The organism is Photorhabdus heterorhabditis (genome assembly GCF_018448905.1).
Classification (GTDB): Bacteria; Pseudomonadota; Gammaproteobacteria; order Enterobacterales; family Enterobacteriaceae; genus Photorhabdus; species Photorhabdus heterorhabditis.
In genome coordinates, this window is sequence record NZ_RCWA01000014.1 from 87,744 (window position 1) to 114,206 (window position 26,463).

The 26,463-nt window shown below is 46.5% G+C and carries 42 protein-coding genes; 37 read left to right on the forward strand and 5 right to left on the reverse strand.

The window, feature by feature from the left end; translation table 11 throughout:
* Positions 1–154: 154 nt before the first annotated feature.
* Positions 155–514, reverse strand: coding sequence for a helix-turn-helix domain-containing protein (locus tag EAE89_RS11045; protein WP_214085823.1), 360 nt, complete (start codon positions 512–514; stop codon positions 155–157).
* Between the two features lie 65 nt (positions 515–579).
* Positions 580–840, reverse strand: a complete 261-nt coding sequence (locus tag EAE89_RS11050; RefSeq protein ID WP_214085824.1) for a type II toxin-antitoxin system RelE family toxin — start codon at positions 838–840, stop codon at positions 580–582.
* 148 nt (positions 841–988) lie between these two features.
* Here EAE89_RS11050 and EAE89_RS11055 point away from each other — a divergent pair, with 148 nt between their 5' ends.
* Positions 989–1,237, forward strand: a complete 249-nt coding sequence (locus tag EAE89_RS11055) for a hypothetical protein (protein WP_214085825.1) — start codon at positions 989–991, stop codon at positions 1,235–1,237.
* A 17-nt stretch (positions 1,238–1,254) separates the two neighbouring features.
* Here the strand turns inward: EAE89_RS11055 and EAE89_RS11060 are convergent, their stop codons facing one another.
* Entirely contained in the window at positions 1,255–1,758 is a 504-nt protein-coding gene (locus EAE89_RS11060; RefSeq protein WP_214085826.1) for a hypothetical protein, read from the reverse strand.
* 189 nt (positions 1,759–1,947) lie between these two features.
* Between EAE89_RS11060 and EAE89_RS11065 the strand changes: the two genes are divergently transcribed.
* The 6 genes from EAE89_RS11065 to EAE89_RS11090 all read left to right on the forward strand — a co-directional run bounded on the left by EAE89_RS11065 (position 1,948) and on the right by EAE89_RS11090 (position 4,181).
* Positions 1,948–2,280, forward strand: a complete 333-nt coding sequence (locus tag EAE89_RS11065) for a phage holin, lambda family (RefSeq protein WP_214085827.1) — start codon at positions 1,948–1,950, stop codon at positions 2,278–2,280.
* A complete protein-coding gene (locus EAE89_RS11070; RefSeq protein WP_214085828.1) occupies positions 2,270–2,674 on the forward strand; it encodes a structural protein in 405 nt (134 codons plus the stop codon). Before EAE89_RS11065 ends, EAE89_RS11070 begins: the two co-directional genes overlap by 11 nt.
* A 9-nt stretch (positions 2,675–2,683) precedes the next feature.
* Positions 2,684–3,133, forward strand: coding sequence for a lysis protein (locus EAE89_RS11075; protein ID WP_214085829.1), 450 nt, complete (start codon positions 2,684–2,686; stop codon positions 3,131–3,133).
* 8 nt (positions 3,134–3,141) lie between these two features.
* Positions 3,142–3,414 carry a hypothetical protein gene (locus EAE89_RS11080; protein WP_214085830.1) on the forward strand — a complete coding sequence of 91 codons (273 nt, stop codon included), beginning with the start codon at positions 3,142–3,144 and terminating at the stop codon, positions 3,412–3,414.
* Between the two features lie 244 nt (positions 3,415–3,658).
* The gene (locus EAE89_RS11085; protein ID WP_214085831.1) at positions 3,659–3,844 is read left to right on the forward strand and encodes a hypothetical protein; all 186 of its coding nucleotides are present in this window, start codon (positions 3,659–3,661) and stop codon (positions 3,842–3,844) included.
* A gap of 142 nt (positions 3,845–3,986) precedes the next feature.
* Complete coding sequence (locus EAE89_RS11090; protein WP_214085832.1) at positions 3,987–4,181, forward strand: hypothetical protein; 195 nt, start codon at positions 3,987–3,989, stop codon at positions 4,179–4,181.
* Here EAE89_RS11090 and ghoS read toward each other — a convergent pair.
* The gene (gene ghoS / locus EAE89_RS11095; RefSeq protein WP_214051799.1) at positions 4,173–4,463 is read right to left on the reverse strand and encodes a type V toxin-antitoxin system endoribonuclease antitoxin GhoS; all 291 of its coding nucleotides are present in this window, start codon (positions 4,461–4,463) and stop codon (positions 4,173–4,175) included. The genes EAE89_RS11090 and ghoS overlap by 9 nt on opposite strands.
* A 156-nt stretch (positions 4,464–4,619) precedes the next feature.
* Between ghoS and EAE89_RS11100 the strand changes: the two genes are divergently transcribed.
* The 21 genes from EAE89_RS11100 to EAE89_RS11200 all read left to right on the forward strand — a co-directional run bounded on the left by EAE89_RS11100 (position 4,620) and on the right by EAE89_RS11200 (position 20,805).
* Complete coding sequence (locus EAE89_RS11100; RefSeq protein WP_214085833.1) at positions 4,620–5,336, forward strand: terminase small subunit; 717 nt, start codon at positions 4,620–4,622, stop codon at positions 5,334–5,336.
* 11 nt (positions 5,337–5,347) lie between these two features.
* Positions 5,348–6,580, forward strand: a complete 1,233-nt coding sequence (locus tag EAE89_RS11105; protein ID WP_214085855.1) for a PBSX family phage terminase large subunit — start codon at positions 5,348–5,350, stop codon at positions 6,578–6,580.
* A gap of 220 nt (positions 6,581–6,800) precedes the next feature.
* A complete protein-coding gene (locus EAE89_RS11110) occupies positions 6,801–8,264 on the forward strand; it encodes a DUF1073 domain-containing protein (protein WP_214085834.1) in 1,464 nt (487 codons plus the stop codon).
* Between the two features lie 76 nt (positions 8,265–8,340).
* Complete coding sequence (locus EAE89_RS11115) at positions 8,341–8,874, forward strand: phage head morphogenesis protein (protein WP_214085835.1); 534 nt, start codon at positions 8,341–8,343, stop codon at positions 8,872–8,874.
* Between the two features lie 49 nt (positions 8,875–8,923).
* Positions 8,924–10,177 carry a DUF2213 domain-containing protein gene (locus tag EAE89_RS11120; RefSeq protein ID WP_214085836.1) on the forward strand — a complete coding sequence of 418 codons (1,254 nt, stop codon included), beginning with the start codon at positions 8,924–8,926 and terminating at the stop codon, positions 10,175–10,177.
* A gap of 11 nt (positions 10,178–10,188) precedes the next feature.
* Positions 10,189–10,686: a structural cement protein Gp24 gene (locus EAE89_RS11125; protein ID WP_214085837.1), complete on the forward strand. Its 498-nt coding sequence runs from the start codon at positions 10,189–10,191 to the stop codon at positions 10,684–10,686.
* Positions 10,687–10,697: 11 nt separating this feature from the next.
* Positions 10,698–11,645: a DUF2184 domain-containing protein gene (locus EAE89_RS11130; protein WP_214085838.1), complete on the forward strand. Its 948-nt coding sequence runs from the start codon at positions 10,698–10,700 to the stop codon at positions 11,643–11,645.
* Between the two features lie 39 nt (positions 11,646–11,684).
* On the forward strand, positions 11,685–12,080 hold the full coding sequence (locus tag EAE89_RS11135) for an STY1053 family phage-associated protein (RefSeq protein WP_214085839.1): 396 nt from the start codon (positions 11,685–11,687) through the stop codon (positions 12,078–12,080).
* Positions 12,049–12,459 (forward strand): DUF4054 domain-containing protein, encoded by a 411-nt coding sequence (locus EAE89_RS11140; protein ID WP_214085840.1) that lies wholly within the window; start codon positions 12,049–12,051, stop codon positions 12,457–12,459. The genes EAE89_RS11135 and EAE89_RS11140 overlap by 32 nt, the downstream gene beginning before the upstream one ends.
* Positions 12,456–12,974: a hypothetical protein gene (locus tag EAE89_RS11145; protein WP_214085841.1), complete on the forward strand. Its 519-nt coding sequence runs from the start codon at positions 12,456–12,458 to the stop codon at positions 12,972–12,974. The genes EAE89_RS11140 and EAE89_RS11145 overlap by 4 nt, the downstream gene beginning before the upstream one ends.
* Positions 12,961–13,347, forward strand: coding sequence for a head-tail adaptor (locus EAE89_RS11150; RefSeq protein WP_214085842.1), 387 nt, complete (start codon positions 12,961–12,963; stop codon positions 13,345–13,347). Before EAE89_RS11145 ends, EAE89_RS11150 begins: the two co-directional genes overlap by 14 nt.
* Entirely contained in the window at positions 13,337–13,888 is a 552-nt protein-coding gene (locus EAE89_RS11155; RefSeq protein ID WP_422615510.1) for a phage neck terminator protein, read from the forward strand. Before EAE89_RS11150 ends, EAE89_RS11155 begins: the two co-directional genes overlap by 11 nt.
* Before the next feature lie 3 nt (positions 13,889–13,891).
* Positions 13,892–15,355 (forward strand): DUF3383 domain-containing protein, encoded by a 1,464-nt coding sequence (locus tag EAE89_RS11160; protein ID WP_214085843.1) that lies wholly within the window; start codon positions 13,892–13,894, stop codon positions 15,353–15,355.
* A gap of 9 nt (positions 15,356–15,364) precedes the next feature.
* On the forward strand, positions 15,365–15,805 hold the full coding sequence (locus tag EAE89_RS11165; protein WP_149616206.1) for a phage structural protein: 441 nt from the start codon (positions 15,365–15,367) through the stop codon (positions 15,803–15,805).
* A 2-nt stretch (positions 15,806–15,807) separates the two neighbouring features.
* Entirely contained in the window at positions 15,808–16,233 is a 426-nt protein-coding gene (locus EAE89_RS11170; RefSeq protein ID WP_214085844.1) for a phage tail assembly chaperone, read from the forward strand.
* Between the two features lie 35 nt (positions 16,234–16,268).
* Positions 16,269–16,421, forward strand: a complete 153-nt coding sequence (locus EAE89_RS11175) for a DUF6889 family protein (RefSeq protein ID WP_214085857.1) — start codon at positions 16,269–16,271, stop codon at positions 16,419–16,421.
* Positions 16,411–18,414: a lytic transglycosylase catalytic gene (locus EAE89_RS11180; protein WP_214085845.1), complete on the forward strand. Its 2,004-nt coding sequence runs from the start codon at positions 16,411–16,413 to the stop codon at positions 18,412–18,414. Before EAE89_RS11175 ends, EAE89_RS11180 begins: the two co-directional genes overlap by 11 nt.
* Positions 18,414–19,028, forward strand: a complete 615-nt coding sequence (locus EAE89_RS11185) for a phage baseplate protein (protein ID WP_149616208.1) — start codon at positions 18,414–18,416, stop codon at positions 19,026–19,028. Before EAE89_RS11180 ends, EAE89_RS11185 begins: the two co-directional genes overlap by 1 nt.
* A complete protein-coding gene (locus EAE89_RS11190; protein ID WP_214085846.1) occupies positions 19,028–19,333 on the forward strand; it encodes a phage baseplate plug family protein in 306 nt (101 codons plus the stop codon). Before EAE89_RS11185 ends, EAE89_RS11190 begins: the two co-directional genes overlap by 1 nt.
* 9 nt (positions 19,334–19,342) lie before the next feature.
* Positions 19,343–20,446, forward strand: a complete 1,104-nt coding sequence (locus EAE89_RS11195; RefSeq protein WP_214085847.1) for a baseplate hub protein — start codon at positions 19,343–19,345, stop codon at positions 20,444–20,446.
* Between the two features lie 5 nt (positions 20,447–20,451).
* Positions 20,452–20,805, forward strand: coding sequence for a hypothetical protein (locus tag EAE89_RS11200; protein WP_214085848.1), 354 nt, complete (start codon positions 20,452–20,454; stop codon positions 20,803–20,805).
* A gap of 29 nt (positions 20,806–20,834) precedes the next feature.
* Here the strand turns inward: EAE89_RS11200 and EAE89_RS11205 are convergent, their stop codons facing one another.
* Positions 20,835–21,218 carry a hypothetical protein gene (locus EAE89_RS11205; protein ID WP_149616211.1) on the reverse strand — a complete coding sequence of 128 codons (384 nt, stop codon included), beginning with the start codon at positions 21,216–21,218 and terminating at the stop codon, positions 20,835–20,837.
* Between EAE89_RS11205 and EAE89_RS11210 the strand changes: the two genes are divergently transcribed.
* The 9 genes from EAE89_RS11210 to EAE89_RS11250 all read left to right on the forward strand — a co-directional run.
* The gene (locus tag EAE89_RS11210) at positions 21,199–21,384 is read left to right on the forward strand and encodes a hypothetical protein (RefSeq protein WP_149616212.1); all 186 of its coding nucleotides are present in this window, start codon (positions 21,199–21,201) and stop codon (positions 21,382–21,384) included. The genes EAE89_RS11205 and EAE89_RS11210 overlap by 20 nt on opposite strands.
* A gap of 173 nt (positions 21,385–21,557) precedes the next feature.
* Positions 21,558–21,776, forward strand: a complete 219-nt coding sequence (locus tag EAE89_RS11215) for a hypothetical protein (RefSeq protein WP_149616213.1) — start codon at positions 21,558–21,560, stop codon at positions 21,774–21,776.
* Between the two features lie 83 nt (positions 21,777–21,859).
* Positions 21,860–22,432 (forward strand): hypothetical protein, encoded by a 573-nt coding sequence (locus EAE89_RS11220; RefSeq protein WP_214085849.1) that lies wholly within the window; start codon positions 21,860–21,862, stop codon positions 22,430–22,432.
* Positions 22,433–22,434: 2 nt separating this feature from the next.
* Complete coding sequence (locus tag EAE89_RS11225) at positions 22,435–22,854, forward strand: type II toxin-antitoxin system YafO family toxin (protein ID WP_188093318.1); 420 nt, start codon at positions 22,435–22,437, stop codon at positions 22,852–22,854.
* Positions 22,855–22,912: 58 nt separating this feature from the next.
* The gene (locus EAE89_RS11230) at positions 22,913–23,671 is read left to right on the forward strand and encodes a phage baseplate assembly protein V (RefSeq protein ID WP_214085850.1); all 759 of its coding nucleotides are present in this window, start codon (positions 22,913–22,915) and stop codon (positions 23,669–23,671) included.
* Positions 23,668–24,021 (forward strand): contractile injection system sheath initiator, encoded by a 354-nt coding sequence (locus EAE89_RS11235; RefSeq protein ID WP_214085851.1) that lies wholly within the window; start codon positions 23,668–23,670, stop codon positions 24,019–24,021. The genes EAE89_RS11230 and EAE89_RS11235 overlap by 4 nt, the downstream gene beginning before the upstream one ends.
* Entirely contained in the window at positions 24,018–25,205 is a 1,188-nt protein-coding gene (locus EAE89_RS11240) for a baseplate J/gp47 family protein (protein WP_214085858.1), read from the forward strand. Before EAE89_RS11235 ends, EAE89_RS11240 begins: the two co-directional genes overlap by 4 nt.
* 2 nt (positions 25,206–25,207) lie before the next feature.
* Entirely contained in the window at positions 25,208–25,864 is a 657-nt protein-coding gene (locus EAE89_RS11245; protein WP_214085852.1) for a baseplate wedge 1 family protein, read from the forward strand.
* Positions 25,865–25,874: 10 nt separating this feature from the next.
* On the forward strand, positions 25,875–26,463 hold a 589-nt coding region (locus EAE89_RS11250; RefSeq protein WP_244866367.1), incomplete at its 3' end, for a phage tail protein.

Sequence of the window (26,463 nt, forward strand, 5' to 3'; positions counted from 1 at the left end):
TAAACTTGGCGTAATCTCTCCAGATAGTGGGAAATTGTAGCTATGCTCACTAAAGAATATTCAGGCCCGCCGATGAGCGGGTTTTTCTATTTCTACCAGTAGCAAACTCAAGGTTTACAGCCAAAGTAAACGACCCCTGATCGGGGCCGTTGGGTTATGGAATTAGTTGTTCTGGAGTACAGTTGTATAGTGCAGCCAGTTTTTCTCGTGTGCGCTTCTGTGGTCGATCTGACGCCTCCCACTGAGACACGGTTGATTGAGCCGTGTTGAGTTTTTCAGCTACCTCATGCTGAGACAGCCCACGATAGATGCGCCAGGCTGCCAGAATAGAAACATCCTGATCAACCATAATAGACACGACGCCGTTAGGCACGGTCACCTCATCATATTTTGACGGAGTGTATGGCACATCCTCCCAATCTTCCTTTGTGCTGAGAAGTTTTTCGTATTCAGCTACTGGCAGGACAACATATTGAGGTTTTCCTGCTTCATCATTTATGTATTGCATTTTCATATATTCATCCGTGTAGCCAAGAGTCGCGGTGAATTTAATAATGAGGAAATGGCGGGTTGCCCCGCCTAGTACGTTGTCGATGTTCTCCGTTTGACTGCCATTATCGAGCAGATAACCGGCTCGCCGTCAGTGATTTCGAAGATTATCCTGTATTCACCAACCCGTAGTCTGTATTGGTTATCAAGGTCATGAAGCTTCTTGATGTCCAACATCACTACGGGGAAAGTTTCAAGTTGGTTAACCTTCTCATTGATAGCTTTCCGGTATCTGGTATCGATTGAAAGCAACTGTTTTCGTGCTTTCCTCGTCCATTGAACCGTAACCATCGTTTCCTCATTTGTTAAAGAGCCTATCCGCTTGGGATGATTAGATAATACGATTTTAATCGTATTGTGTCAATAAAATGCGATTAAAATACGATATTGTTTTCAGGGCTGCGCATGGTGTGGCCTTTTTTGTATCTGGAGATTTATCATGAGCGATAACCAGCCGTACTTTTACAATCCGAATATGTCTTCTGAACATTTGGAGGATTGGTTAGATAAGCAAAGATTGCATGTCACTTACTTCAACAAACTGAAACAAGAAAGAGCCGCACTGGAACAACGGCTCTCAGAGATTGATGTGATTTTAGATAACTTTAAACATGAGTTTGAAGGTAAATTGAGTTTTCCCTGGGAGCCCAGTCCTCATCTAAAATATCATCAAAACGGTAAGAAATAGCCTCAGGTCAAGTATTTTCAGCGAGGCAAGAGAGCGGAAAAATTCGGCTTAACTGGGATCATCTTATGCATAAGAATATTTACAGAGCAATTAGGACAAAGACTCTGGAAAAAATACCCTTTAGCAGTCGATACGGTGTCTCCTGTTGGTTGAAGTATCGATATTTCTCTTTTCTGGAAACAGTGTGCGCAAAGATAGTGCGTTTTGATATCAGAATCTGGAAGCGCCTTCAATCGGTATACCGTCGAACCGGCATCAGTGGTATAGATTTCATAATCCTTGGACTGCAAAGCAAACATCTTGATTTGGGCATTTTCCTCAGTAAGCTTCATTGTGATTTGCTTTTCAGCAAGGTAAAGGCTGGAGAGCTCTGCATGAGCCATTTGTAATTCGCTAATTTTTTCTCTGAGCTCGCCAATGGCGTTAGTGATAGTAATTTCATCACGTGCATCTTTTATTACTTTTAACAATTCGAAAGCTTGCTTTGTCGCTGTAATAGCAGCGGCTGCTTCTGTAATCATATTAGTCTCACATTATTGTAGGGGTGAGTTAATTCTAGATGATTTCTTGTTGTAGGGGTATAGCAGGAAACACGCGCCGGGCGTGAGCAGTACCCGGCAACACTTCAAGGGCTGCGATCTGACGCGGCCTTTTTCTTTTCACACCCGACAAATGCCGGGACTCAAATTCCCCAGGTCGGGGGTGGAAATATGAAACTCATGGACAAGCAGCCTGATATATGGATGCAGCTATGGTTATGGCTGTTATCAGTCAAAGAGCAAGGGCTAGGCGCGGCACTGGCTGCAACAATGGCTTACCTCAGAGGCCGATATAACGGCGGTAAGTTCTGGAAGACAATGATTGACGCGCTGATGTGTGCACTTATCGCGTGGTTTATCCGTGATTTGTTGGTCTTTTTAAATTTGAGCACGGACCTGGCTTACATCGGCAGTGTGATTATTGGTTATCTGGGAACGGACTTTTTCGGCCAATTGATGCGTGGGACTTTGAATCGTAAAGCCGGGGTATCAGATGCAAAGTAGGGGTATACGAAACAACAATCCCGGCAATATTCGCTGGGGGGATAATTGGCAAGGTTTGGTGCCTGAATCACAGCGTACCGATAAATCTTTTTGTCAGTTTATCAGTCCTGAATATGGTATTCGGGCTATGATAAAGGTCATTCGGAATTACAACAGGAAATACGGGATCAATACTGTCAGCGGCATCATTTCACGATGGGCGCCAGAGATAGAAAATAATACGGCGGGTTATATTAATCGTGTGTGTAAAGACACCGATGTTACCCGCGACCAGGTTGTTGATGTATTTAATCAGGCATTTATGACCAAACTGATTAAAGCCATTATTACAGTGGAAAATGGTAGCCAGCCCTATAGCAATGAGGTGATTGATAAAGCCTTTTCACTTTTGTAGGGTGATATTATGAAGTTTAATTCTCATAGTTACACGATCATTGCTCTGGCTCTTGTTTCATTGCTGGCGTATCACTATTACGGTCAGTATACCAAACAGCTTGATGCAACAGTTCAGCTACAGAGTCGGCTGTTGGAGCAACAGAATGAAATTGTCAGCCAGCAGGAGCGGATAAAACGCTTGTCTGAGTTGGATACTAAACACACGCAGGAACTTACCAATGCCAAATCTGAAATTGATACTCTTCGTGATGATGTTGCCAGTGGTCGTAAGCGCTTGTTCGTCAAAGCCACATGTCCAAAGAGCGAAGCCGATTCCCGCGCCCGCATGGATGATGCAGCCACCGCCAGACCTGCTGACACCGCTATCCGAAATTATTGGACCCTCAGAGAGCGAATAGCAGCAATCAATCAGCAGGTATTAGGCTTGCAGGACTACATCAAAACTCAGTGTCAGTAGGTGAAAAAATGCAGACGGAAGTTGACTTGATTTACTTTGAGAAAAACAGAGAAGAGCGAACGCAACTCAGTAAATACTACGTATTACACAACAACTTAAACACCGTTCTTGAACAAACACTTGTCATCAGTAGAGACGAGTTCGGAAAATATATCGCAAGCATTGAGTTTTCTGGTTTTCCGAAACTGTATTCAGAGAATGAAGCCGCTTTAAAACTGGCTGACTGGATGAAAAGGATGTCTGAAGCAATAGAGAATCATTTTAGAACCGAGTGTCAGTAATAGCCTCGTTTAATCCGGGGCTTTTTATTATCTAGCGCATTCACACGCGCATCTATTTCTAAACGCAGAGCCTCATCAGCAAGTCGCAAAGGTAAGATGTATGACGACTGTTTGAACATAGCGAAAGCGTGGGCGAGTAAATACTCGGCTGAGAAACCAAAAGTAAGAGCGTAAGAAAAGACTTAAAACTTAATGAGCTTCTGAATAGTCAGAGGCTTTTATTATCAGAAACAGGAAAAATCAAATGTTTAGATATAATTTAAAGCAGGCTGTCAAAATCAATATCAGCATTGAAGTGGGTGAGGTTAAAGGTCGCGCTGAGTATACAAATCACATCAATAACTACTTTATCAGTTATCGTGCCTCTGACGGTCGGGCGGCAGAGGGCTGGTTTGATGAAGATGAGATTTCATCAGCAGATGAAGAGTAGTCACTAATTCAGAGCATTCTGCTGACAGAGTGCTCGATAGTAGTTATTCACTCCGGTGTGGTATTTAAAATGCCGGGGATTTATCAGACTGAAAAGTAGAAAGTTCTGATTACAGCTGTTTTTGGTTTAGCGAGGGTTTAAAATGAAATTTGAAGATTTAACAATCGAGTCACAAGTAACGGCACGTGAAGTATTAGCAGATATGCTGAGAATGAAATATCAACATGAACTTGGTTTAGATCCTAATGTGATTAGATTTCTAGGCCACAATGTAAGAAAAGCATTTGTGGCCTTGGAGAGTGAAGAGCCTAGAGCTGAATGTAACGAATCATTCTGAAGCGTAAAGTAAAGAGGACCACTCACTGGCTTGGAATTTACAAACGAATAAAGAGGGATCTTTACTAGATAGCGGACTTGCTACTGATTTCACCTTATCTCTTATCTGACTTGGTGATAATGAAGATTTACCAAAATATGTGCCACTAGGTAAATCGTGAGACTTGCCGTCCGAATATTTAATGTACTTGTAAAAACCAATTGCCAACATTTTCTTATGTAATGTCTCATAGTCACTATAATCGGCATCATATATTTCTACTCTAACTAAGTAATTAGCCATTTTGGTTACTCCTCATTTGACTGTGGAATGACAAACATATCAATTTTTCTTGACTGTGGAAAGCGAGAAACCCGCACCGCCTGAGTGGGTTAACAAAGCAGGCATATAATCAGATAATAGGTCGCTTCGGCGGCATTTTTTATTTAAGGGAAAGAGATGGCAAAAAATACTGACTGGGAGGGAATAGAGCGTGATTACCGTTCCGGCCTTCTCTCAATCAGGGAGATTGCCAAACAATATGGCATCAGTGATGCAGCGATTCGAAAAAGAGCGAAAACTGAGGGATGGGTTCGCACTATTGTTGAAAGTACGCAGTGCGAACCTGATGCGAACCAAGCGGAAAGTCAGGTAGCAAGTAGCACCAGTAATATCTTGGAGTCTGAAAAGTTCGCAGAGAGTTCGCAGGGAACCGCAGGGATTCTAAAGCCGCAATACGAACAGTTTGCTCAAAACATAGCGGCGGGTATGCTGATGAAAGAGGCGGCAATTTGTGCGGGTTACTCTCCAGCCCGTGCTGATTCTCAATCATCCATATTGATACGCAGACCGGAAATAAAAGCCCGCATTCGAGAACTGAGAAACGAAGCGGCGTTGCTTGTTTCATTCAATGCTGGACACTTGGCTGAATTGTCGTTTCGTGCTGGGAAGGAAGCGTTAGCAGATAAGAAATTCGGGCAGGTTGCCCCAAATATTAAAAATGCCGCGCAACTTACCGGTATCGACATGAGCAGCAATAAAACTGAGGTCAATGTTGATCTCGCTGGCCTGAGTTATGGCAAAGTCTGTATTGTCACGCCTGCGAGTTGCCCGGCTGATGTGTGGGCTTCTCACATGGAGAAGCTCCGTGAGGGAAAACAGATAGCCCGGTCATAATTGATGGTGTTCTGTACGCCTTTAGTAGTGACTGGGCGACAGAGGTTTTATATGACCGAGCATTAGGTTCTGTCCGTTGGCGTTGGACGTATGGCGGGCGGGGTGGCGGTAAATCGGTAGAGATTGCCCGTGCGCTGGTATTGTTGGGCGCAATAGAGCCAATGATTATTCTCTGCGCGCGCGAATTCCAAAACTCTATTAACGATTCCGTCCTTGCGCTGCTTGAAGCACAAGTTATTGATCTTGGGCTGTCCCACTTCTACAAAGTCAAGAATAACGAGATAGAAGGTCGGAATGGCACTCGTTTCACGTTTAAAGGTCTTCGAAACAATATTCAAAGCATCAAGTCGATGCATGGCATTAAGATCTGTTGGGTAGAGGAAGCTCAAACGGTATCACAAGATAGTTGGGATATCCTCGGTCCGACAGTTCGCGCCAATAAATCCGAAGTCTGGGTTTCTTTTAATCCTCGCGAAGAGGAAGACCCGACATACAAACTGATGATCCGGCATCAGGAAGATCCGCCCGATGGTGGTGTGATTATTCGAAAAGTTAACTATTGCGATAACGCTTTTTTCCCTGACGTACTCCGACAAGAGATGGAATATTGCAAACGCATCGACTATGAAGCGTATGAGCATATTTGGCTTGGATTGCCAAAAGCACTCAGTGAAGCGGTTATTTTCTCTGGCAAGTACCGAGTTGAAGCATTTTCTGATGAGTTGTGGCTAGAAGCCGACCGGCTTTTCTATGGGGCTGACTTCGGTTTCGCTAATGACCCGTCAACATTAATTCGCTGCTTCATCATCGGTACCAAACTATATATTGAATATGAAGCCTATGGCGTCGGAGTTGAATTGGACGAGATGCCCCAGTTCTATGACTCAATTCCAGAGGCTAGAAAGTGGCCTATTCATGGTGATTGCAGCCGACCTGAAACAATCAGCTACTTATCGCGTCAGGGGTTCATCATTGACGGCGCAACAAAATGGCCCGGAAGTGTCGAGGACGGGATCACTTACCTAAAAGGGTTTGAAGAAATCATTATTCATGAACGCTGTAAGCACATGATTGATGAGGCAAGACTCTATTCATACAAGACTGACCGACTGACCGGTGAAGTCCTGCCGGTGGTGCTCGACAAACATAACCATTTATGGGATGCGGTACGTTATTCGCTGGATGGTTATATCACCAGCGAGGGTGATTTGGGCGTCTGGGCGGCATTGGGAAAGCAACAATAGAAAACTGTCAAAAATAGCCGTTTGGAGCCTAAAAACGGCTATGCATTTTTACCCCTGTTTTATGCACGATTTATGCAATTAATTTTCGTCATTTTTGAATCGAAGACCCTGATAAATAAACATCTTGTTGCTATTGGGTGATGAGTACTGATCGCGCAGTGCGCCTAAGAACCATTATGTTAAAAAGTGCCGAATTTTAACAAATTTCAGTGAGGGAGCTATGACCCGCAAAAATCGTCGTAACGACGCAAAAAAGCCCGTTAGGACTGCTGACGGGTACAATAACTTTACGGCAAAACTGGGCAGCTATACCTCGAACATCCAAACCGGTGGCACATACATTCCCGGTTATATCTCGCGCAACAGAGTACAGATTGAGTTTGGCTATCGCAGCTCCTTCTTAATTGGCGCGGGCGTGGACGCCATGGCGGATGATATGACGCGCAAAGGCATATCAATCAGTTCACGGATGAAACCGGATGCGAAAGGAAGGCTGGAAACGTTCTGGGAAGATATTGGGATTTGGGACGAACTAAACAATACACTGAAATGGTCGCGGCTCTACGGCGGCGCATTGCTGGTAGTACTGATTGACGGACAAGACCCATCAACAGAGCTTAATCTTGAAACCATCAAGGAAGGACAATTTAAAGGCGTGATGTGTCTTGACAGGTGGATAGTTAAGCCAACAGACAGTGACTTGGTAAAAGAGTACGGCCCGCACTTCGGAAAACCCAAATTCTATAATGTGGTAATTAATCAACAGGGAATTCCGCCTTGGAAGATTCACCATTCCCGCGTCATCAGAATGGAGGGTGACACACTGCCATTTCAGCAAGCGTTGACCGAAAACGGCTGGGGGATGTCGGTTGTAGAGCGTATTTTCGAGCGAGTTCAGGCTTTCGACACAGCCACTGTAGGCACGACTCAGCTCATTCACAAAGCGCACTTGCGGACGTATAGCATTGATGGCTTAAGGAAAATATTGGCGACGGGTGGCTCGCTGAAAGAAGGTTTAATGAAACATATGGACATGATACGCGAGTACCAGACAATCGAAGGCATGACGATCATGGATGCCAGCGACACATTTCAGACGCACAGCTATTCATTTGCCGGTATCGCTGATGTCATCCTGCGCTTTGCTGAACAAGTCTCTGGGGCTACCGGTATCCCGCTTGTGCGTTTGTTTGGTCAGTCTCCATCCGGGTTTAACACAGGTGATGGTGACTTAGAGAACTATTACAGTCGGGTTAACACACTACAAGAAAGACGTCTCCGCCGCCCATTGAGATGGTTGCTGGATATCTCGCATCGGTCACTATTCGGCGAGCCGCTTCCTAATGATTTTACGTTTGAGTTCAACAAACTTTGGGAAATGTCAGACACGGATAGGGCAACAATGGCGAACAACGTAGCGTCTGCGATAGGAACGCTTGTTGACCGGCAGATTTTACCCATCCATGCGGCAATGACGGATTTACGCAACATGGCTGACATTATCGGCATCGGGGGTTCAATCACAGATGAAGACATTGAAAGCGCGAAAACGCAGTGGGAGGAGTCTGAATCTGAAACCAGCCCTCCGCCGACGTTCGGAAATTCAATACAACAAAAGCCTACAGGCGATAGTCAGCAAAATAAATCAGATCATCACTGGCTCTTACGATGGTTCTCAAGCTAGCGCGGATACCATCTCCGGTCATCTTATCGACTACTCGCAGGTTCTTGACGATTGGATTACTTCCGTCGCGCATAAAATGTTCATGCAAGTGGAGGGTGAAGAGTGGCGTCAGTGGCGTTCTGTGTCGCAAGAGATTTCAGAGGGTTTGCGTGATGTGGTTGGAAATACTCCGATAGGCCAGGTCACTCAAGATATTGTTTATCGGCAAATCCAACTGATGAAATCACTACCGCTCGAAGCTGCCGAACGTGTTAAAGAGATTCAGGATAGGGTAATACAGGCCGTTATCAATGGCGAACGGCCAGATGAACTTTATCAAATGATCATGGAGTCTGGGAACGTCGCGGCGAGCCGGGCGAGGATGATAGCCCGTACGGAGATTGGCAGAGCGACAACGGCCCTTACACAGGCTCGTGCTCTCTCTGTGGGTTCTGAGGGTTATTGGTGGCGCATTGAAGGGGCAGGAACGCGACCCTCGCACAGAAAGATGAAAGATAAATTTGTACGATGGGAAGATCCGCCCACATTGGACGGCATGACCGGCCATGCGGGATGTCTACCCAATTGTAAATGTTGGCCGGAAGTTCACATTCCACCGCCGAGAGAATAACAGGCCACAAATAGCGGCTTTTTTATTGCCTGAAATTAGCAGGTAACCCATGAAATATTTTTTTACGACGAAGCTTGGAGAGACACGCTATCTACAGGCCGATGGCTCTTTGCTGTGTAAAGACGTACCGATAGCCCGCACGGGTACGCAAACTTACCTGCCCGAAGAAATTGATTTACAACCCGATGCTAGTGGATTGGTCACAGTCTATCGCACCGAAGATGAAGTGTTTTCACCGGAGACAATGGCGTCATTCGAGGGGGTGGCCGTCACTCTGGACCATCCCGAAGACGAGAACGGGGATATTGTTTTTGTCAATCCCTTAAACTTTTCTGAACTGGCTCACGGACATATTCAAAACGTGCGTCGTGGTACCGGCGATAAGTCGGATTTGCTGGTCGCTGACGTGCTGGTTAAGCGACAAGAGGCCATCGATGCAATAAACGCAGGGATGACAGACGTTAGTTGCGGCTATGACGCGCAATATAAGCAGATAGCGCCAGGCAAGGGCAAGCAATACCAAATCACAGGAAACCATCTTGCCATTGTTAAAAAAGGCCGGGCTGGTGGTCGCTGTGCCATCGGGGATTCAGCCCCATTCAAATTTAAGAAGGAAAAACCTGTTATGTCATGGTTTAAAAATGTGGCGAAAGCCCTTAAGACACGAGACGACGACGCGTTAGATAAACTTATCGATGAAGCGCCGGAACTTCCCTCCAGTGGGATGGCATCTATTCCCGGAGTCACTATCAATATGAACACACCAGCGCAGGCAACAGCATTACCGACTGCGGAGCGTACTACGGTTGATGACACGCCCGGCAACCCTGAAAAAAAGACAGAGGATAACGACGTGCCAGAATGGGCGCAAAAATTCATGGATTCCATATCGACCCGTTTAGATACGCTTGAAGGAAAAACGGCGGACAGTAACCCTGATGATGAAGAGGAAGATGCGAAAGTCACTGGTGATGCTGCATACCGTCGCAACATCATTGCTGACGCGGAGATTATTTGTCCGGGCTTTAAACCTACGGGGGATAAAGGGCTTAAGCGTCAGGTTCTTAATCACGCTGTACGCACCGGTGATAGCTCTTATCTGAAATCGTTCGGCATTTCAGATTATTCCAAGGCACCGAAAGTCACTGTCGATGCTGTTTTCAACGGGGCAGTTGCAGTTAATAAAGCAAAAAACAATATCCAACCCATTCCAACACGCACAGGCGATCACGCTCATCCGGTCGCTCGCACCCCGGCAGAACTGAACAAAGTTTACGCCGACTTTTGGAAACGCAACAAATAAGGTAATCACACATGGCAGGAACATCCTATTTAACCCGTATGCCGCTTGGCTTTAACGGAACGGTCACTCGTTTGCGCGATTTGACCACTGAACCCGCAATTCTTGACCAAACAAAGGTATTCGGACAGTACGGGCTAGCGGGTAAATACAACGGCGATAAATTCGTACCGCTAGTCGATGGCGACACGGTAGATGACGTAGTGGGCATTTTGGTTCGTCCTTACCCTATCCAGTCACAAGCGGATATGGCGCATCTTGGAATAAAAGCGAGCACGACTGGCGACATCTTAAAGCGTGGCTATATGGCGGTCGCTGTAAAAGGTGCAGAAAGCGCAAAGAAAGGCGGAAAAGTCTATGTTCGCGTGAAAGGCGCAACAGCAGACAGTCCATTGGGATCGTTTCTTATTATGCCGGATAAGACCGCTGAAAATACACCGGAACTACCGGCAGTCAAAGTGATGGGGCCGGGTGATGCATCAGGCCATATCGAAATTGCATATAACATTTAATAAGGAACGCTATGTTTACTATCGATAAAGCCACGAGAGATTCCACCGGTGTGTTTCTTGCCGGGGAATTAGAGCGCGTTGATCAGACGCTTAATTTGCCGCTGGTCTCTTTCAAATGGAACCGCGACATGTCGCTCCGTTCAGATGTGTCTATCGCAGATGAGGTTTCATCTTTCACTAACACCGACTTAGCAGCAATGGGCGGGGTTAACCCGAACGGCAAAAACTGGATCGGCAAGAACTCGACTGCCGTTGCCGGTATCAGCCTGAACATTGAGAAAACTCCACAACCTTTAACACTGTGGGGGATGGAAATCGGCTGGACACTGCCAGAATTAGCATCCGCTCAACAGGTGGGGCGTCCAATTGACACTCAAAAATACGACGCCATGCAATTGAAATGGAACATGGACGTTGACGAGCAAGTGTATATTGGTGACGCCGAGCTGGGCATGACCGGTTTACTTAATTTGCCTCAAGTCACCCCCCGCGCGGCGGCTGCGGCATGGACGAAAGCAACGCCCCCGGACGATATCGTTGCTGATATCAACATCTTGCTGACGGATGCCTGGCTGGCATCGGGCTACGCTGTCTGTCCGCGCAAAATCGGGTTAGCGCCGGAGCTGTTCGGTCTGTTAGTCAGCAAGAAAGTTTCAGACGCGGGCAATATCTCTGTACTGGAATATATCAAGATTAACACGATTGCTTTTCAGGAAAACGGCGAGCCACTAGAGATTGTTTCAATGAAATGGGCTTCTAAGCGCGGTGCACGCGGTGCCCATCGTATCGTAGCATATACCCAAGAAGAGAAGTATATCCGCTTCCCGCTGGTGCCTTTGTTGAACACGCCTCTTGAACCTCGCGGCCTGTATCAATTGACAACTTACTACGGACGGTTAGGGCAAGTCGAAGTGCCGTATGCGAATACTATCGCCTATCTTGACATCCCGGCATCTTGATTAATGGCGGGGATTCCTCCGCCTTTTATGGAGATTGACATGAAATACCTTGTATCAAAGAAAGCGATCCTGAATTTTGCAGACGGCACTCAAATAGAACTGCAACCGGGCATTAGCAGCTTTCACGATGAAGTCATTAAACATTGGGCGTTTTCAGCCCACGCCCAGCCAATTGATGAAAACGAGCTGAAACAAAAGGACGTAAATAGCTCTTCGGCCTTTCTGGAAGAGGTGATTGAGAAACTGGTTGCTGAGAATGAAGATCTTAAGTCCCAGATAGAAGCTAAGGATGTGACCATTTCTGAATTGAATAATGCCTTAGAGGAAATGAAGGCTCAGATAGGAGTTAAATCTGACAAAACCCTGACAGAACACAATACTGAAAAGAAACCGGGGGCTGGCAATGGTAAAAAACAGCCTTCTTCCGACAGTTGATCAATTCCGCGCCGACTTTCCCGAATTTTCCGACGAAACTTTCTACCCCAACGCAGCAATCAATTTCTATCTCAGCCAGGCAGATAAGTTACTCGACCAGAACATGCATGGTGATCAGTTCGTCTATCTCTGTGAACTCTTCACGGCACATTACGTCGAACTGAGAGGGAAAACTATTGCAGGTGCGGCTATCAGCGGCAGCGTGAACACGGCAGCGGGTGGCGTGGCGACGTCAAAATCAGTCGATAAAGTCAGCGTCAGTTATGACGTGTCGGGCATTATTAACCCTGATGCGGGATTCTGGAATAACACAGCATACGGAAGAGAGTTCTTCTGGTGGTGGTCTATGTTCGGCGCGGGTGGGAGACAACTGTTATGAAAAGTGGTCTGACTATCAAGGCGGACAATGCGGTAGCAGTACTGGAATCCCTCAAAAAGCTGTCCGGTCTTGATGTGCTGGTGGGTATCCCGGCCGAAAATGCTACGCGCGAAGAAGGGGAAGCGCTGAACAACGCAGAAATTGGCTATCTGCAATCTACAGGGGCAACAGTGGAACTGGATGGCGAAACTGTCACGCTCCATCCCAGACCATTCCTTGAGATCGGTATTGACGACACCAAGGACCGCACAGCCTTGTATTTAAAAGCGGCGGCAGAATTTGCACTGGAAGGAAAGCAGGATGCTGCTATCCGTGAGCTGGAACGGGCGGGACAGATTGCCCGTGACGGGGCAAAGAAAGTCATCAGCGACGGTGACCGACTGACTCCGATTGCTGACGCGACAAAAGAAGCGCGGCGCAGGCAAGGGATACCGGGCGACAAGCCGCTTTACGCTCACGGCTACTTGCTTCGCTCAATTAACTATGTTGTGAGGAACAAAAATGCCACTTCTTGACGTCACTGATGTTTTATTTGATCCCGATTTCTGCGATACGACACTGAAATATACCAGGCGGACGGTCATTGTCGATGACGATGGGTTCGCCACTTCGGAAAAAAACACAAAAGGTTTTGCCGGGGTGGTGACCGTTGACCGCTCTCTTGAGGCCCAGATACGAATAGCCGGGCAAGTCGTCAGCGGTAATATTCTGATTATTACAACAACACGCCTAATCGCAGGTGAAACCGGTAAAACGGGTGATGTGGTCACGTATCAAAACCGGGATTATCTGGTTAAATCTGTTGATCCGTATACCGCTTACGGGGCCGGGTTCGTGCAGGCTCACTGTGAATTGTTGCCCTTTGATGGGGGGATACCTGTTGAGTAATAGCACACAACAACCGGGCTGGCTCACACCTTTGTCAGCCCCAGACTATGACCGTGAAGTAGAAAGGAAGCTGTCACGCTGGATAAGCTCGGTGAGTGACTTGCCGGGGAAGATGATGTTTCCGAAATGGCAACCCAACGACGAAACCCGGATTTTTCCGGGTAACGATGCTAACTGGTGTGCCTTCGGGATTTCGTCGATAGTTTCCGATGATAATCCTGCTTTTGTTAATCAAACGGATAAAAGTACCGAATTGTGGCGACATGAGAAAATCGAATGCCTTATCTCGTTCTACGGTCCAGCAGGGCAACATCATTGCACGCAATTCCGCGACGGGATCACGCTTAGCCCCAACAACGCCGAGTTAAATCAAATCGGTCTGTCACTCAGCCACTACAGCCGTATTTTTTCAGCGCCCGAACTTATCAATAACCAGTGGGTGCGTCGCTATGACATGACGGTCACCTTGCGGCGAAAAGTCGAGCGTGAATACGGTGTTAAATCGCTGGTGGACGCGCCGGTTAAATTCTTTGGAGAGTAAATTATGCAGGGATTACCTGTTTCAAATATCGTCAATGTCACGATAAACATGGCCCCGCGAGCCGCGCAATCCCGAAACTTCGGCGCATTATTGATTGTGGGTGCAAGCAATGTGATTGATACCCATGAGCGGTTACGCCTGTATTCCGATATCGATGGCGTCGGGGCTGATTTTGGGCTGGATACCCCAGAGTATCAGGCCGCAGCGCTTTATTACTCCCAGTCACCACGTCCTGTCGATTTATATATTGGCCGCTGGGCTAAAAGCAATGTCGGAGCTTCTTTGCAAGGTGCAATACTGACGAAGCAACAGCAAGCCATCAGCAATTTTACGGCTATCACCGATGGTTCTTTTAAGTTAGCGATTAACGGTAAAGAAGCGGTATACAGCGGCATTGATTTGAGTAAAGAGACCAATCTTAATGGTGTGGCCCAACGGGTAGCGGAAAAGCTGAAAGATTGCGCGGTGACGTGGGATACCTCCCGTTTTGTTATTTCACTGCAAGCATCGGGTACCCTAGGTTATGTCTCATCAGCAACGACCGGCACATATATTGGTGACCTGTTAAAGTTGAACCCAGGATCGGGCGCTACCGCCATTGAACCGGCCAAAGCAGAAACTATTGCCGAGGCCGTGGCAACATTGGGCGCTACGTCAAGTGGCTGGTATGGGCTGGTGGTTGCTGAGGGTACATTGACGGATGAAGATGTTTTGTCTGTTGCCGACTACATCGAATCTACATCTGTGTCCCGTATCTATGGACATACCGTACAAAAAACAGCGGCATTGGATGCTGATGTTGATACCGATATCGGCTCAAGATTGAAAGCGGGCAACTATCAGCGCACACTCTGGCAGTATTCATCGGGTAAACCCTGTACCGTGGCTTCTCTGTTGGGTCGTATGTTTACGGTTAACTTCAACGGTAATAACACCACCATTACCCTGAAATTTAAACAGGAACCGGCCGTAACCGCCGAAAGCCTCACAGCAACCCAAGCTAATGCTTTGAAGAAGAAAAACGGCAACGTGTTTGTTAAATACAACAACGACACGGCCATTATTCAGGAAGGTGTCATGGCGAACGGGGATTTCATTGATGAGCGCCACGGTCTGGACTGGTTGCAGAACTACGTTCAGAACAATCTTTATAACCTGCTTTACACCAGTACCGGCAAAATCCCACAGACTGATGCCGGAGTGACGCGCTTACTGACTAACGTTGAGCAGTCACTTGATCAGGCTGTGACTAATGGGCTGGTGGCACCGGGCATCTGGAATAGCGGGAACATTGGACAGATTCAATCCGGCGATACATTAACGAAGGGTTATTACGTCTATGCACCGGCAATTGCGACACAGGCACAGGCTGACAGGGAAGCCCGAAAAGCACCGGTTATTCAGTGCGCTATCAAATTGGCGGGTGCAGTCCACTATGCAGATGTACTGATTAATGTCGTTCGATAAGAGGTAAACATGTCAACCTATTCATTTATGGATGTTTCGGCGTCCCTGACAGGGCCGACCGGCGTTATTGATGTGGGATATGGGTCAGCCACTTCGGAAGAAGGGATCATCGTCACCATGACCGAGGCCAAAAACACCATGACTATCGGCGCGGATGGTGAAGGGATGCACTCCTTGCATGCGGGTAAGTCAGGCTCTATCACAGTGAACTTACTGAAAACCTCGCCGACCAATAAAAAATTGTCACTCGCTTACAACGCGCAATCGCTGTCATCAGGTACATGGGGGAATAACGTGATTGTTATTCGCAACCACGTATCGGGGGAAATCACGACAGCGCGGGGCTGTGCCTTTCAGAAGCAACCGGATTACACCAATGCTAAAGACGGTGGTACTGTCGCGTGGGTGTTTGACTGCATAAAAATAGACCAGGTACTAGGGGAGTTCTAACGATGGAATTTGAAATTAACGGTATTCAATATCGCACGGCAAAGCTGAGTGTGTTCGATCAATTGAAAGTATCGCGTAAATTACTGCCGGTATTAGCGGGGCTGGTATCAGATATTCGCGCCGTACAGACAATGGCGCAAGATAGAAATATGGAGGGCGCTTTAGAGAAGGCGCTGCCTAAAATCGCACAAGCCGTTTCTGACTTAAGCGACGAAGATTGTAATGCGATCCTCTACCCCTGCTTATCAGTTGTATCGCGGCAACATGGCAAAGGGTGGACTGCTGTATTCTCGCAGGGGGCATTGCACTTCGATGACATTGACCTGCCAACATTGTTGCAGCTAGTCGCGAGAGTGATCGGGGATTCACTGGGAAATTTTTTGCACGCACTCCCCGACAACGAGACGCCACTCCCGCCAGCGGCTTAGTGCTCGATTACCTGCCGGACGGGGAAGATTATCTGATGCGCCCCGTTGACGCCGGCTATATCCAATATCCCGATCTCTTAAGCGGCGTTGTTGACCTGTCTGATATCGCCCGCATGAACGACTGGTTAGATTTAAAAGCCGATAACGAGGCCCGTATAGCACGCTGGAGAGATACCCATGAGCGGTAATGTTGACACAATTAAAGACTTCCTTATTAGCCTGGGTTTTGATGTAGACAAGAAAGGAAAAAACAAGTTTGAAGCCGTGTTAAAAGGCGTTACCGCCAACGTGCTGAAAGTGGGTGCAGCCGTTGAAGGGGCCGCACTGACTATCGTCGGCTTTACAACCAAAATTGCAATGGGCTTAGATAAGCTCTACTGGCAGTCACAGCGTACCGGCGCTACGGTGGAGGGCATCAAAGCGCTCGGTTATGCCGTTGCACAGATGGGGGGCAGCGCCGAAGCTGCGCAAAGTGCGTTAGAAAACATGGCGCGGTTTATGCGCAATAATCCCGGCGCTGAGGGCTGGCTGAATCGCCTTGGTGTTCAGACTCGCGACTCATCCGGTCAGATGCGGGATGCTGCGAGCGTATTGGCAGGGGTCGGCCAGAAACTTAGCAATATGCCTTACTATCGGGCCAATCAGTATGCCCAGATGTTGGGTATTGATGAAAATACCTTAATGGCTATGCGGCGCGGATTGGCAGGTTTCACCGCTGATTATCAGATGATGTTGCAGAAAACCGGGTTTAATGCCGATAAAGCCGCGCAACAGGCGAATAAATTTACCACGGCATTACACGGCTTTAACGCACTACTGGGTATTCTTCGGGATAAGATTGGCGCCAATCTTGCGGGTGGTTTAGCGAGTTCCTTCGACGCGTTACGTCAGAAGATACTGGATAACTTCCCAAAAATTGAAGCCACACTCACCAAGATTATCAAAGGCATTCTAGGGTTCGCTGATGTCTTTAGCAGGATGGTTTACCGGGTAGCTCAGGGTATTGGAGATGTTATCGATTGGTGGAAGCGACTGGATGAAAGCAGCAAGATGCTCATTGCTATGTTCGGGGCTATCGTCGTTGCATGGCGTCTACTCAATAGCGCGTTCCTGATGTCACCGATTGGCATGATAACCGTATTAATCGGGGCGCTTCTTCTCCTCTACGATGATTATAAAACATGGAAAGAGGGTGGCAAAAGTCTGATTGACTGGGGTCAATGGGAAAAAGAAATCGATCTCGCGATTAGTGCGTTTAAGGAAATCGGGAGGTGGATTAAAAAAGGCGTTAAAGCGATTGGCGGCTGGAAAACTGCATTCTTAATTCTCGGTGGGATTGTTGCAACTACGTGGGCGGGAAAAATGCTCGCGGGATTCGCGAAAGTGGCCGCAGCATTAGCGCCCCTGCTCGCCGATCTTGCCCCGTTGTTAGGGCTGGTGGCCTATGGTGGATACTTATACAGTGACTGGGGCAATATCAAACAAAGTGCCGAATCATCGTGGGACTACAATACCCGTCAGATAAAACGCGGGATTGGGGACTTTGGCAAATGGCTGGGTATCGACAACGATTGGGCGAACAAACATCAGGGCGGCTTACCCAATCCCGTTACAGCAGATATCCCCGGTATGCCCGGCGCACCTACACCGCCCCCTTCACCCGAATACAAAGAAATGGGGCTACGCAATAACAACCCCGGCAACTTGAATTTCGTGGGGCAACGCGGCGCAACATTAGAAAGCCCCGGTGGCCGGTTTGCCCGATTTGAAACGGCGTTTGAGGGTTTGCGAGCGCTCTCTCGTCAATTGACGTTATACGCCAGTCGTGGACTCACGACGATACGCGACATTATCACGACATATGCGCCGCCGAGCGAAAATGACACTGAGGCTTATATTGCCGGTATGTCAAAATGGTTAGGTGTTGATCAAAATGCACAATTGAATTTGCAGGACCCGCAGACACTGACAGCCATGATGAACGGCATCATCCATCATGAAAATGGTCGTAACCCCTATTCTAGTGAGCTGATGGGTAAAGCCGCTATTGCAGGCAGTGGCGGTGTTCAGCAAACCACTAACATTACAGTGCATGGGGCCACTGATGCGAAAGCCACAGCGGATGAAATCGCGGATCGTCAAGTCACAGTAAATTCCCGTCTGATACAACAGGTGAGCTAATGGATATTTTATCTGCCATCTTTCAGCAACAAACCCGGTCGTTTGGCACTGAAAGCATGTTGCTTGTGCCGAGTGTCGTTATCGCTGAAAAGCATACGGACGCACTGGAAATCACCGAGCATCCGGTGGAAATCGGGGCAGCGGTCAGTGACCACGCCTACAAAAAGCCATCAGAAATCACGATGGAACTGGGATTTGCTGGTGGGGGTTCGCTTCTCGACTTTGTTGATACCTCCAAGATTGGCTTGAACATGGGCTTAAGCCCGAAAGAAACCTATCAGAAAATTCTTGATCTCCAAGAGCTGCGGGAGCCGTTTAAAGTTATTACCGGCAAACGCACTTACGAAAACATGCTAATCAAAGCGATTGAAGTCACGACGGACCGGCATAGTGAGAACGTATTGCTGTGTACTCTGACATTACGTGAAGTGATTATTTCATCTACACAGGTTGTACAAGTGGCAGAAAAGGAATCAATGAAGACCGGGGTGAGTACATCGGCTGTTGAGAATTCGGGTACTAAAGCACCGAAACCCATTAATGAATCTGTTTTGTCAGAAATAAAAGAGAGTGCCGTTAATGCGTTTAAAAGCTATGTAAAAGGAGGCGGCTGATGCAAGTCTCTGAAATTCCGCTCACAGCAAGCAACCAATTTTTTGCAATAAAGCTGGGTGATCAGAATGTGAAAATGCGCCTGATTTACCGGGACAGCGCCGGTTGGGTAATGGATATTCAGGATAAATCAGGGGTAGACATGCTGGTGGGCGCACCGCTCATACCCGGTATTAATCTGTTGGAACAATATCCTTATCTTGGCATAGAGGGGATGTTAGTTATTGCCAGTGATGCCGACAGCGCTGAATATCCAACAAGCACAAATCTTGGGTTATCCAGCCATCTTTATTTTGTACAACAATAAGGTAAAAATATGAGTCAGAATTGGTTACGTCACTTTGAATTAATGCTATTGGATGATCAGGGTAAAGGGATCGTTTTATCGGATTTTAGAGTGACCTTTAATATTGAGTGGTTCAATATTAGCAATCCACGTGTGGCGACGTTAAAGATTTACAATCTTTCCAAAAATACCAGCAATCGCATATTAGGTAGTGAGTTCTCAAAAATAAAGTTAATTGTTGGCTATGATGGAATAACGCCTACCGTTCCAGAGAGCGAGGTTGGTAAAGCTAGACACGTGGAGCCGGGTACAACGGGACATCGGGACGGAAAAAATTATGGTGAGATCTTCAGCGGGGATATTCGCTATACGATGACCGGGAGGGATAACCCCACTGATACGTATACGCTCATTCAGGCGTGTGATGGCAATGAAGCCTTTATTCATGCTTTCGTCAATCAAACATTAGCGGCGGGGTATACCCTGAATGATGTCTATAACCTCGCTTTACGCAGCCTTGAACCTTACGGTATTACCGCGGGGGCAAAACCCAAAATGCCGGATACCGTCTTTCCGCGAGGAAAAATGTTTTTCGAAAAGGCGCGATATGTATTAGACAATATCGCGCAGCAATGTAAGGCCAAATGGCAATTTGTGGATGGTAAAGTGGAGATGATCAATGATGAAATGGCCGTACACAATGTTGTGGTATTAAATAGCCGGACCGGGTTAATTGGTATGCCGCAACAGACCATTGGTGCAGGTGTTAACGTGAAGTGCTTGATTAATCCGAATATCCGGGTAAATGGCTTAATTCAGTTAGATGAGGGTTCGGTATATAGAACGGCGTTGCCTAATGATGTTGTAAATAAATCGGGTGATGAGCAACAAGAGCAACAAGATCATAAACAGCAACGGGAAAGTAAACTCGTAGAAAAAAACGATAACGGGAACCTTTACGTCAGCGGCGTGTCTAATCCTCCAGCAAGCATAGCAACGGACGGCGTGTATATTGTCAGAGGCATTATGTATACTGGTGATACTCGCGGCAATACGTGGTACCAAGAAATGATGTGTGAGGCACGTGGGGCTGCGGATTTATGGTCATCTTCTAATCTCAATAAAACGAATTAATTGCAATGAAATTAAATACTTTAGTATTAACTATGATTGCTCTTACAGGAGCAATATCTACAGCAAATGCAGCATTCCAATGTTCTGGTTATCATATAGCTGTAAATGATAATGATGGAATGATTCGAGTGAATGGGGAAAAGGTAACATCCCAAAAAATCGCCTTTATTAAAGCACAGGGTGACTATGCCAACACTAAAACAGACATGGGCCTCATGCCCGCCCGCGACGGCAACATGTATGGCTTCCAGTTTATCAAGCGTAATGGCAAAGCGTGGCTGAACGTCCAGCTATTACAGAACGCGATGGACGCGCCTAAAATTATTGGCTCGTTTCCTTGTAAGAAAGTGGCGGATTAAACTATAAAGCCCGTAAAGGGCTTTGCGTCTTACTTTTCTGTAGGGGCCTGAGGTTCCTTATTTTCCTCCACAGCCAGCTCAATCCCCGGTTCTTGCTCTAATATTTTAGCAAGATCGGCGGATGTTAGGTTTTTGAACTCCATAGTTACACCGTTTTTCTTAATTTTAACCTTTTTCCCATGCTTGGCTTTAATCCATGCGCACAGTATCGAAGCAATCATAAGGCATGCGGGTTTTGAGTGAATGATCTCAACAATAACCGCTTGCACAACTGATACGACATTAACAGAGTCACCTGTTCTGACGATAGTTGATATGCTTCTTTCTTCTTCAGGAATAAGGTTTTTTAAATCAGTAAGAATCTCATCACTAACCGCTTTGGAGAGTTTTATTGTGAATACCGGTTTAGACATAACGTTTAATGGCTCCTATGCCAGTAAATTAAGAGTGATTGTTTCTTTGCTGAGAGTTATCAGCATTCTTATTTTCAATGAAAAAGCTACGCTGACTATCGAAGGGACTTTGGTAAAGCATAATGAATATACGTCAGTCAATTCTTTTGAAAATCCTGATATTTGATCAGCCATGCTGCTATGTGCGGTTTTTTATTGCGAGGTCACACAGGCCAAGGGTGGCAAATCTGAAACATTTTGATACATCACAGAACAATAAGAATACAACTTTGATTGTTAAATGCGTTGAACTAGTGGTTCAATCGAACTATTATCACCATTGCGAGTTAGGAGGGAACTATGACTAGATTAGCAAGAGTGATGCGTTACTTTATTGCGCCTCCTGATAAAATTCTAATGCGGATCACAAGAACCTCCGCTCACGGAACCACGGCAAGTGATGGAAAGATAATTGTTGATGAGAACGGAAACTTATCATTAAACCTAAATAATAAAGAAGCTCAAGAAGCCTTTCTTGCAAACGTAAAAGTGATAAGTGGCGGATTAATTAAAAGATAAGCTTATCGGCGATATGGGAAGTGAGTATACTGTACTTCTTTAGTACTATTTTGTTTCATAAGGGGGTTCACATGGCAGTAGGAATGACAACGTTAGTAATGTTGCTAACGCCGCTCCCTGATACTAATCAGTTAGCAAAATTGCCAGAATATCTTTCTGCGCCGATTACGCAACTGGTACAGGATAGATCAGGGCAAAAGATACTGACCGCTCAAGAGGCGATGTCATATTTCTCTGAATCTAAAATGGCGCTTGCCTACCTGAAAGAGAATGCCCAAATTGGCCTTGAGTTGCTTGAAACCATTGACCGCGACGGGATCGAGTCCGGTATAAATATTCGTGATGTCGCTGAGCGTTACGAATCCGCTGCAAAAATCGTTACGAGTCAACTTCATCTCTTGAAATTAAGCTGTATTCTTGCGGAATATTCACCCGCATGGGGGCCGCACGTCAAACTATTCCAAGCGCATTCTCATGAAATGTTGCGGGTTTTTGCGAACAACAGAAACGTTTTATTGCGTATTGCAGTAACGTTAAAACAGTACCTGCCAGCTAATGCAGGTGAGTACACACCGAAAGCCGATGCGGAAAGCTATAAAGAATTGGTGAATCTCTCGCATAAAAAGCTTGGTATTACATTACCTACATGGGGTTAAGCATGGTCTATGTCAGTGTGGCAGAGGATCTGCTTTTCAACACAGCCGCTTATGATTACGCGGCCATGCTAGCTAAATATCTGAGTGATGCAGAAGAAGTTTCAGGTTGGCTTGGGTGCCAAGGACGCTTTGAGTTCAACATGAAGGCTATGGAGTCAGGGATATGGAAATTACATATTCGCCCCCTAAATGAAAAACCGTGGCCGGCAAATGTGATGCTACATAACAGGAAAAGTGACAATTATCTGGTTTACGCCCAACATTGGTATTACGAAAATCATTATCAAGTTATAGCCGTGGTGATACCTGATGCTCACGCACGTATGGATAAGCTCATGAATAGACTTATTCGCATGGTAGAAGATTCTTTCCAGTGCCTAAGTGAGCAAGAATTGAAATTGCTTAACCATGTCAGCGCATAATCCTTTTACCAAGAAAAATATAGACCTGCTTCGGCAGGTTTTTTTATGGAGTTTTCCCATGCCCGTATCAACCGAATCCAGAACCGGCGATTTATCCGAAACACTGAAAGCCATAAATCATTCTCTCTCTTCTCAGCTCAGAGTTGCGATCCCCGGCATTATTCAGTCATTTAATGCGGATGCGGTCACGTGTGTTGTTCAGCCTGCGATTAAAAGCGGTATTGCTGATGCTGAAGGGAAAACTACCTCGGTATCCTTGCCCCTGCTGGTGGACGTGCCGGTTATCTTCCCAAGGGGCGGTGGCGTGACGTTAACCTTCCCGGTAAAAGCGGGTGATGAGTGCCTGGTGGTATTTGCCGATCGCTGCATTGATTTCTGGTGGCAATCTGGCGGCGTACAGGAACCGGCAGACGACCGCCAACACAGCTTATCTGATGCCTTTGCTATTATCGGTCCGCAGTCTCAACAGCGAAAAATAGCAGGCATTAGCACTCACACCGCGCAACTGAGAAGTGATGACGGCGCAGCGTATATTGAACTCGATCCCAATAGTCATAATGTCACGGTTATCACACCGGCAAAACTTATCGCTACTGCTAATGGTGGTACCGAAATCACCTCACCTGACATCATCCTGAATGGCAACGTCACCATTAACGGCAACTTATCACAGGGCATGGGGGCTGGTGGCGGAACGGCAACGATGCAAGGCCCGGTCACCGTGAGTAACGATGTAACAGCAGCGGGTATAAGCCTGAAAAATCATGTGCATAGTGGTGTGCAATCGGGCGGAAGTAAGACGGGAGGTCCCCAGTGAGATACCGACGTGAGGACGAGAACGGGGATTACAGTTTCGGACAAGGGGATAATACGTTTCTGACGAATTCGCCCGAAGCTGTAGCCCAAGCAGTCAAAACCCGGCTGGCGTTATGGCGTGGGGATTGGTTCCTAGACATGAAAGAGGGTACTCCCTATATACAGTCCGTGCTTGGAAAACAGCGATCTGATGTCTATATCCTTGCCGTTCGTGACAGAATATTAAAGACCAAAGGTGTTAAGTCGATTCTTTCTTTCGATACACGCAATGACGGCACGACACGCCGCCTCACCTTCACCGCTACTATCGATACCCTATACGGACAAATTACGGTAACAAGCGAGGCATAATGTTAAATCTAGATACGTTAGGGCTTGCTGCCTCAGTGACTGCGAGCGGCATCAGTGCGCCTGATTACCAGACAATTTTGAACAAAATCACTGAGTTTGCTCGTCAGATATACGGTGCTGATGCTTATTTGGAGCCGGATAGTAAAGACGGCCAGATGCTAGCAATTTATGCGCTAGCGATACATGATGCGAATAATGCCGTTATCGCGGCTTACAACTCGTTTAGCCCGGCGTCAGCAACTGGCGCAGCGTTATCTAACAATGTCAGGATTAATGGGATAACCCGGCATAAATCCACGCACTCAACAGTTGACGTTAAGTTAGTCGGCACAGTCGGCACCGTTGTGAAAAACGGTATCGTGCGAGATATCAACGGCTATAGCTGGAGTTTACCAAGTACCGCATCTATCGGCATACACGGCTTTGTTATCGCTACTGCTACATGTCAAACGAAAGGCAATGTTACTGCGTTAGTCGGGGATGTTTCTATCATTGGCACGCCAACGCAGGGATGGCAGAGCGTAACAAATCCTTCCGCCGCTACGCCCGGCCAGCCGATTGAGTCCGATACGACATTGAGAGAACGGCAGCGGAAATCTGTTGCGCTGCCATCAAGAACCGTGCTCGATGGAATTCAGGGTGCCATTAGCCTGATACCCGGTGTTGTTCGTCGGCGTGGGTTTGAGAATGATACAAACGTGACGGACAACAACGGCATTCCGCCACACTCTATAGCAATGATTGTTGATGGGGGCGACGCTAAGTTAATCGCTCAAGTGATCGAAACCAAGAAAGGACCGGGAGCGGGTACATTTGGCGATACGGAGATAAAAGTTGCGGATAGCTATGGCATTCTTCACCCGATTCACTTTTCCCGACCTAAAGACGTGCCTGTCTTCGTTGAAATAACTTTGACAGCGTTTGAGGGCTATACAACGCTGGTGGGTGACAGAATTCGGTCAGCCATTGCCAGTTATATCGATGCGCAATTAATCGGTGATAATGTTTATTTAAGCCGTTTATTTTCTCCCGCTAATTTACGTGATGAAGAGGGATTAACTTATGATATTTTTGAAATACAAATCGGCAGGTCTGAGGATGATATATCACCGGGCAATTTAATTGTGACATTTGATGAAGCGGTTACATGCAAGCCAGAGCATATCAAATTAATAGCGAGGTGAAGATGAGAGATTATTTATCACTTATTACTCCTCAACACAGAACTACAAATAAATTTGTTACCCATATCGATTTCATTACCCGGCCACTATCTGACGTTATTAACGCCGCGCAACTCCTGAATAGTCAGTTTTCAATTGATGAAGCCGTAGGAGTTCAATTAGACGCTGTGGGGGAATGGATTGGGCTTTCTCGATATGTCAAAACACCCATTGTCGGTGTGTACTTTGCGTTTGATACGGAAGGGGTTGGATTAGATGAAGGTAGCTGGAAACGGCAATATGACTCTGATTCCGGTTTTACTGAATTAGACGATGAAACTTACCGAACAATATTACGCTCAAAAATTCGTGCAAATCACTGGGACGGTACAAATGAAATGCTTGCGGAAATTTATCAGGGTGTTATTCCAGATGAATCGGTATTAATATTCTTCGTTGATAACCAAGATATGTCAATGGATGTTTATGTTACTGGCGGAGTTGTGCCCGAAGTCGTCAAAGCTGTCATCCAGCAAGGATATTTAAATATTAAGCCCGGAGCAGTCAGAGTTAATAATTATACCAACTCGGAAAATCAGGGAGTTATTTTTGGTTTCGATTCAGACAGTAAATATATCGCCGGATTCGATGTCGGCGGTTGGCCCATTCTATTAAATTAAGAGTAAAATAATGGCGAAGAATGAATTTCTAACCTTCGGTATAGCCGAGGGTGCTAACGTATTATCAAATGAAGAATATGCGGTATTAGCAGCGCGTGTTAATGGATTTAGCGCCGGTGTTGCAAAGTCACGTGAATTAAATAAAGCATGGCGTCAGTCATCTATTATTACCCATATTCTTGCTGATTTTATCGCGAAAGAATCAGGTAGAGATGTTCTGGATAATGGAGATATTGACGCGCTGAAAAGTAATCTGGCATTAGCAATTAAAAATGCGTTACCAGAAGTACGAGACGCCACTCTCTCAGAAAAAGGAATAACCCAACTCACAGACAAAACAGGTAACAGTAATACTCTTGCAGCCACTCAGAAGTTAGTTACTGATGTAAACAACAACGCCAACACTAAGCTCTCAAAAAACCAAAACGGTGCCGACATCCCTGATAAAAATGCGTTTGTGAAAAACCTCGGATTGGTGGAGACGGTGAATCAGGCGAATAATGCGGTACCGAACAGCCGGAAAGTGAATGGCAAGGCGTTGAGTGGGGATGTCAGTTTAAGTGCCGGGGATGTGGGGGCTTTTCCGAGTGTTGTTTCAG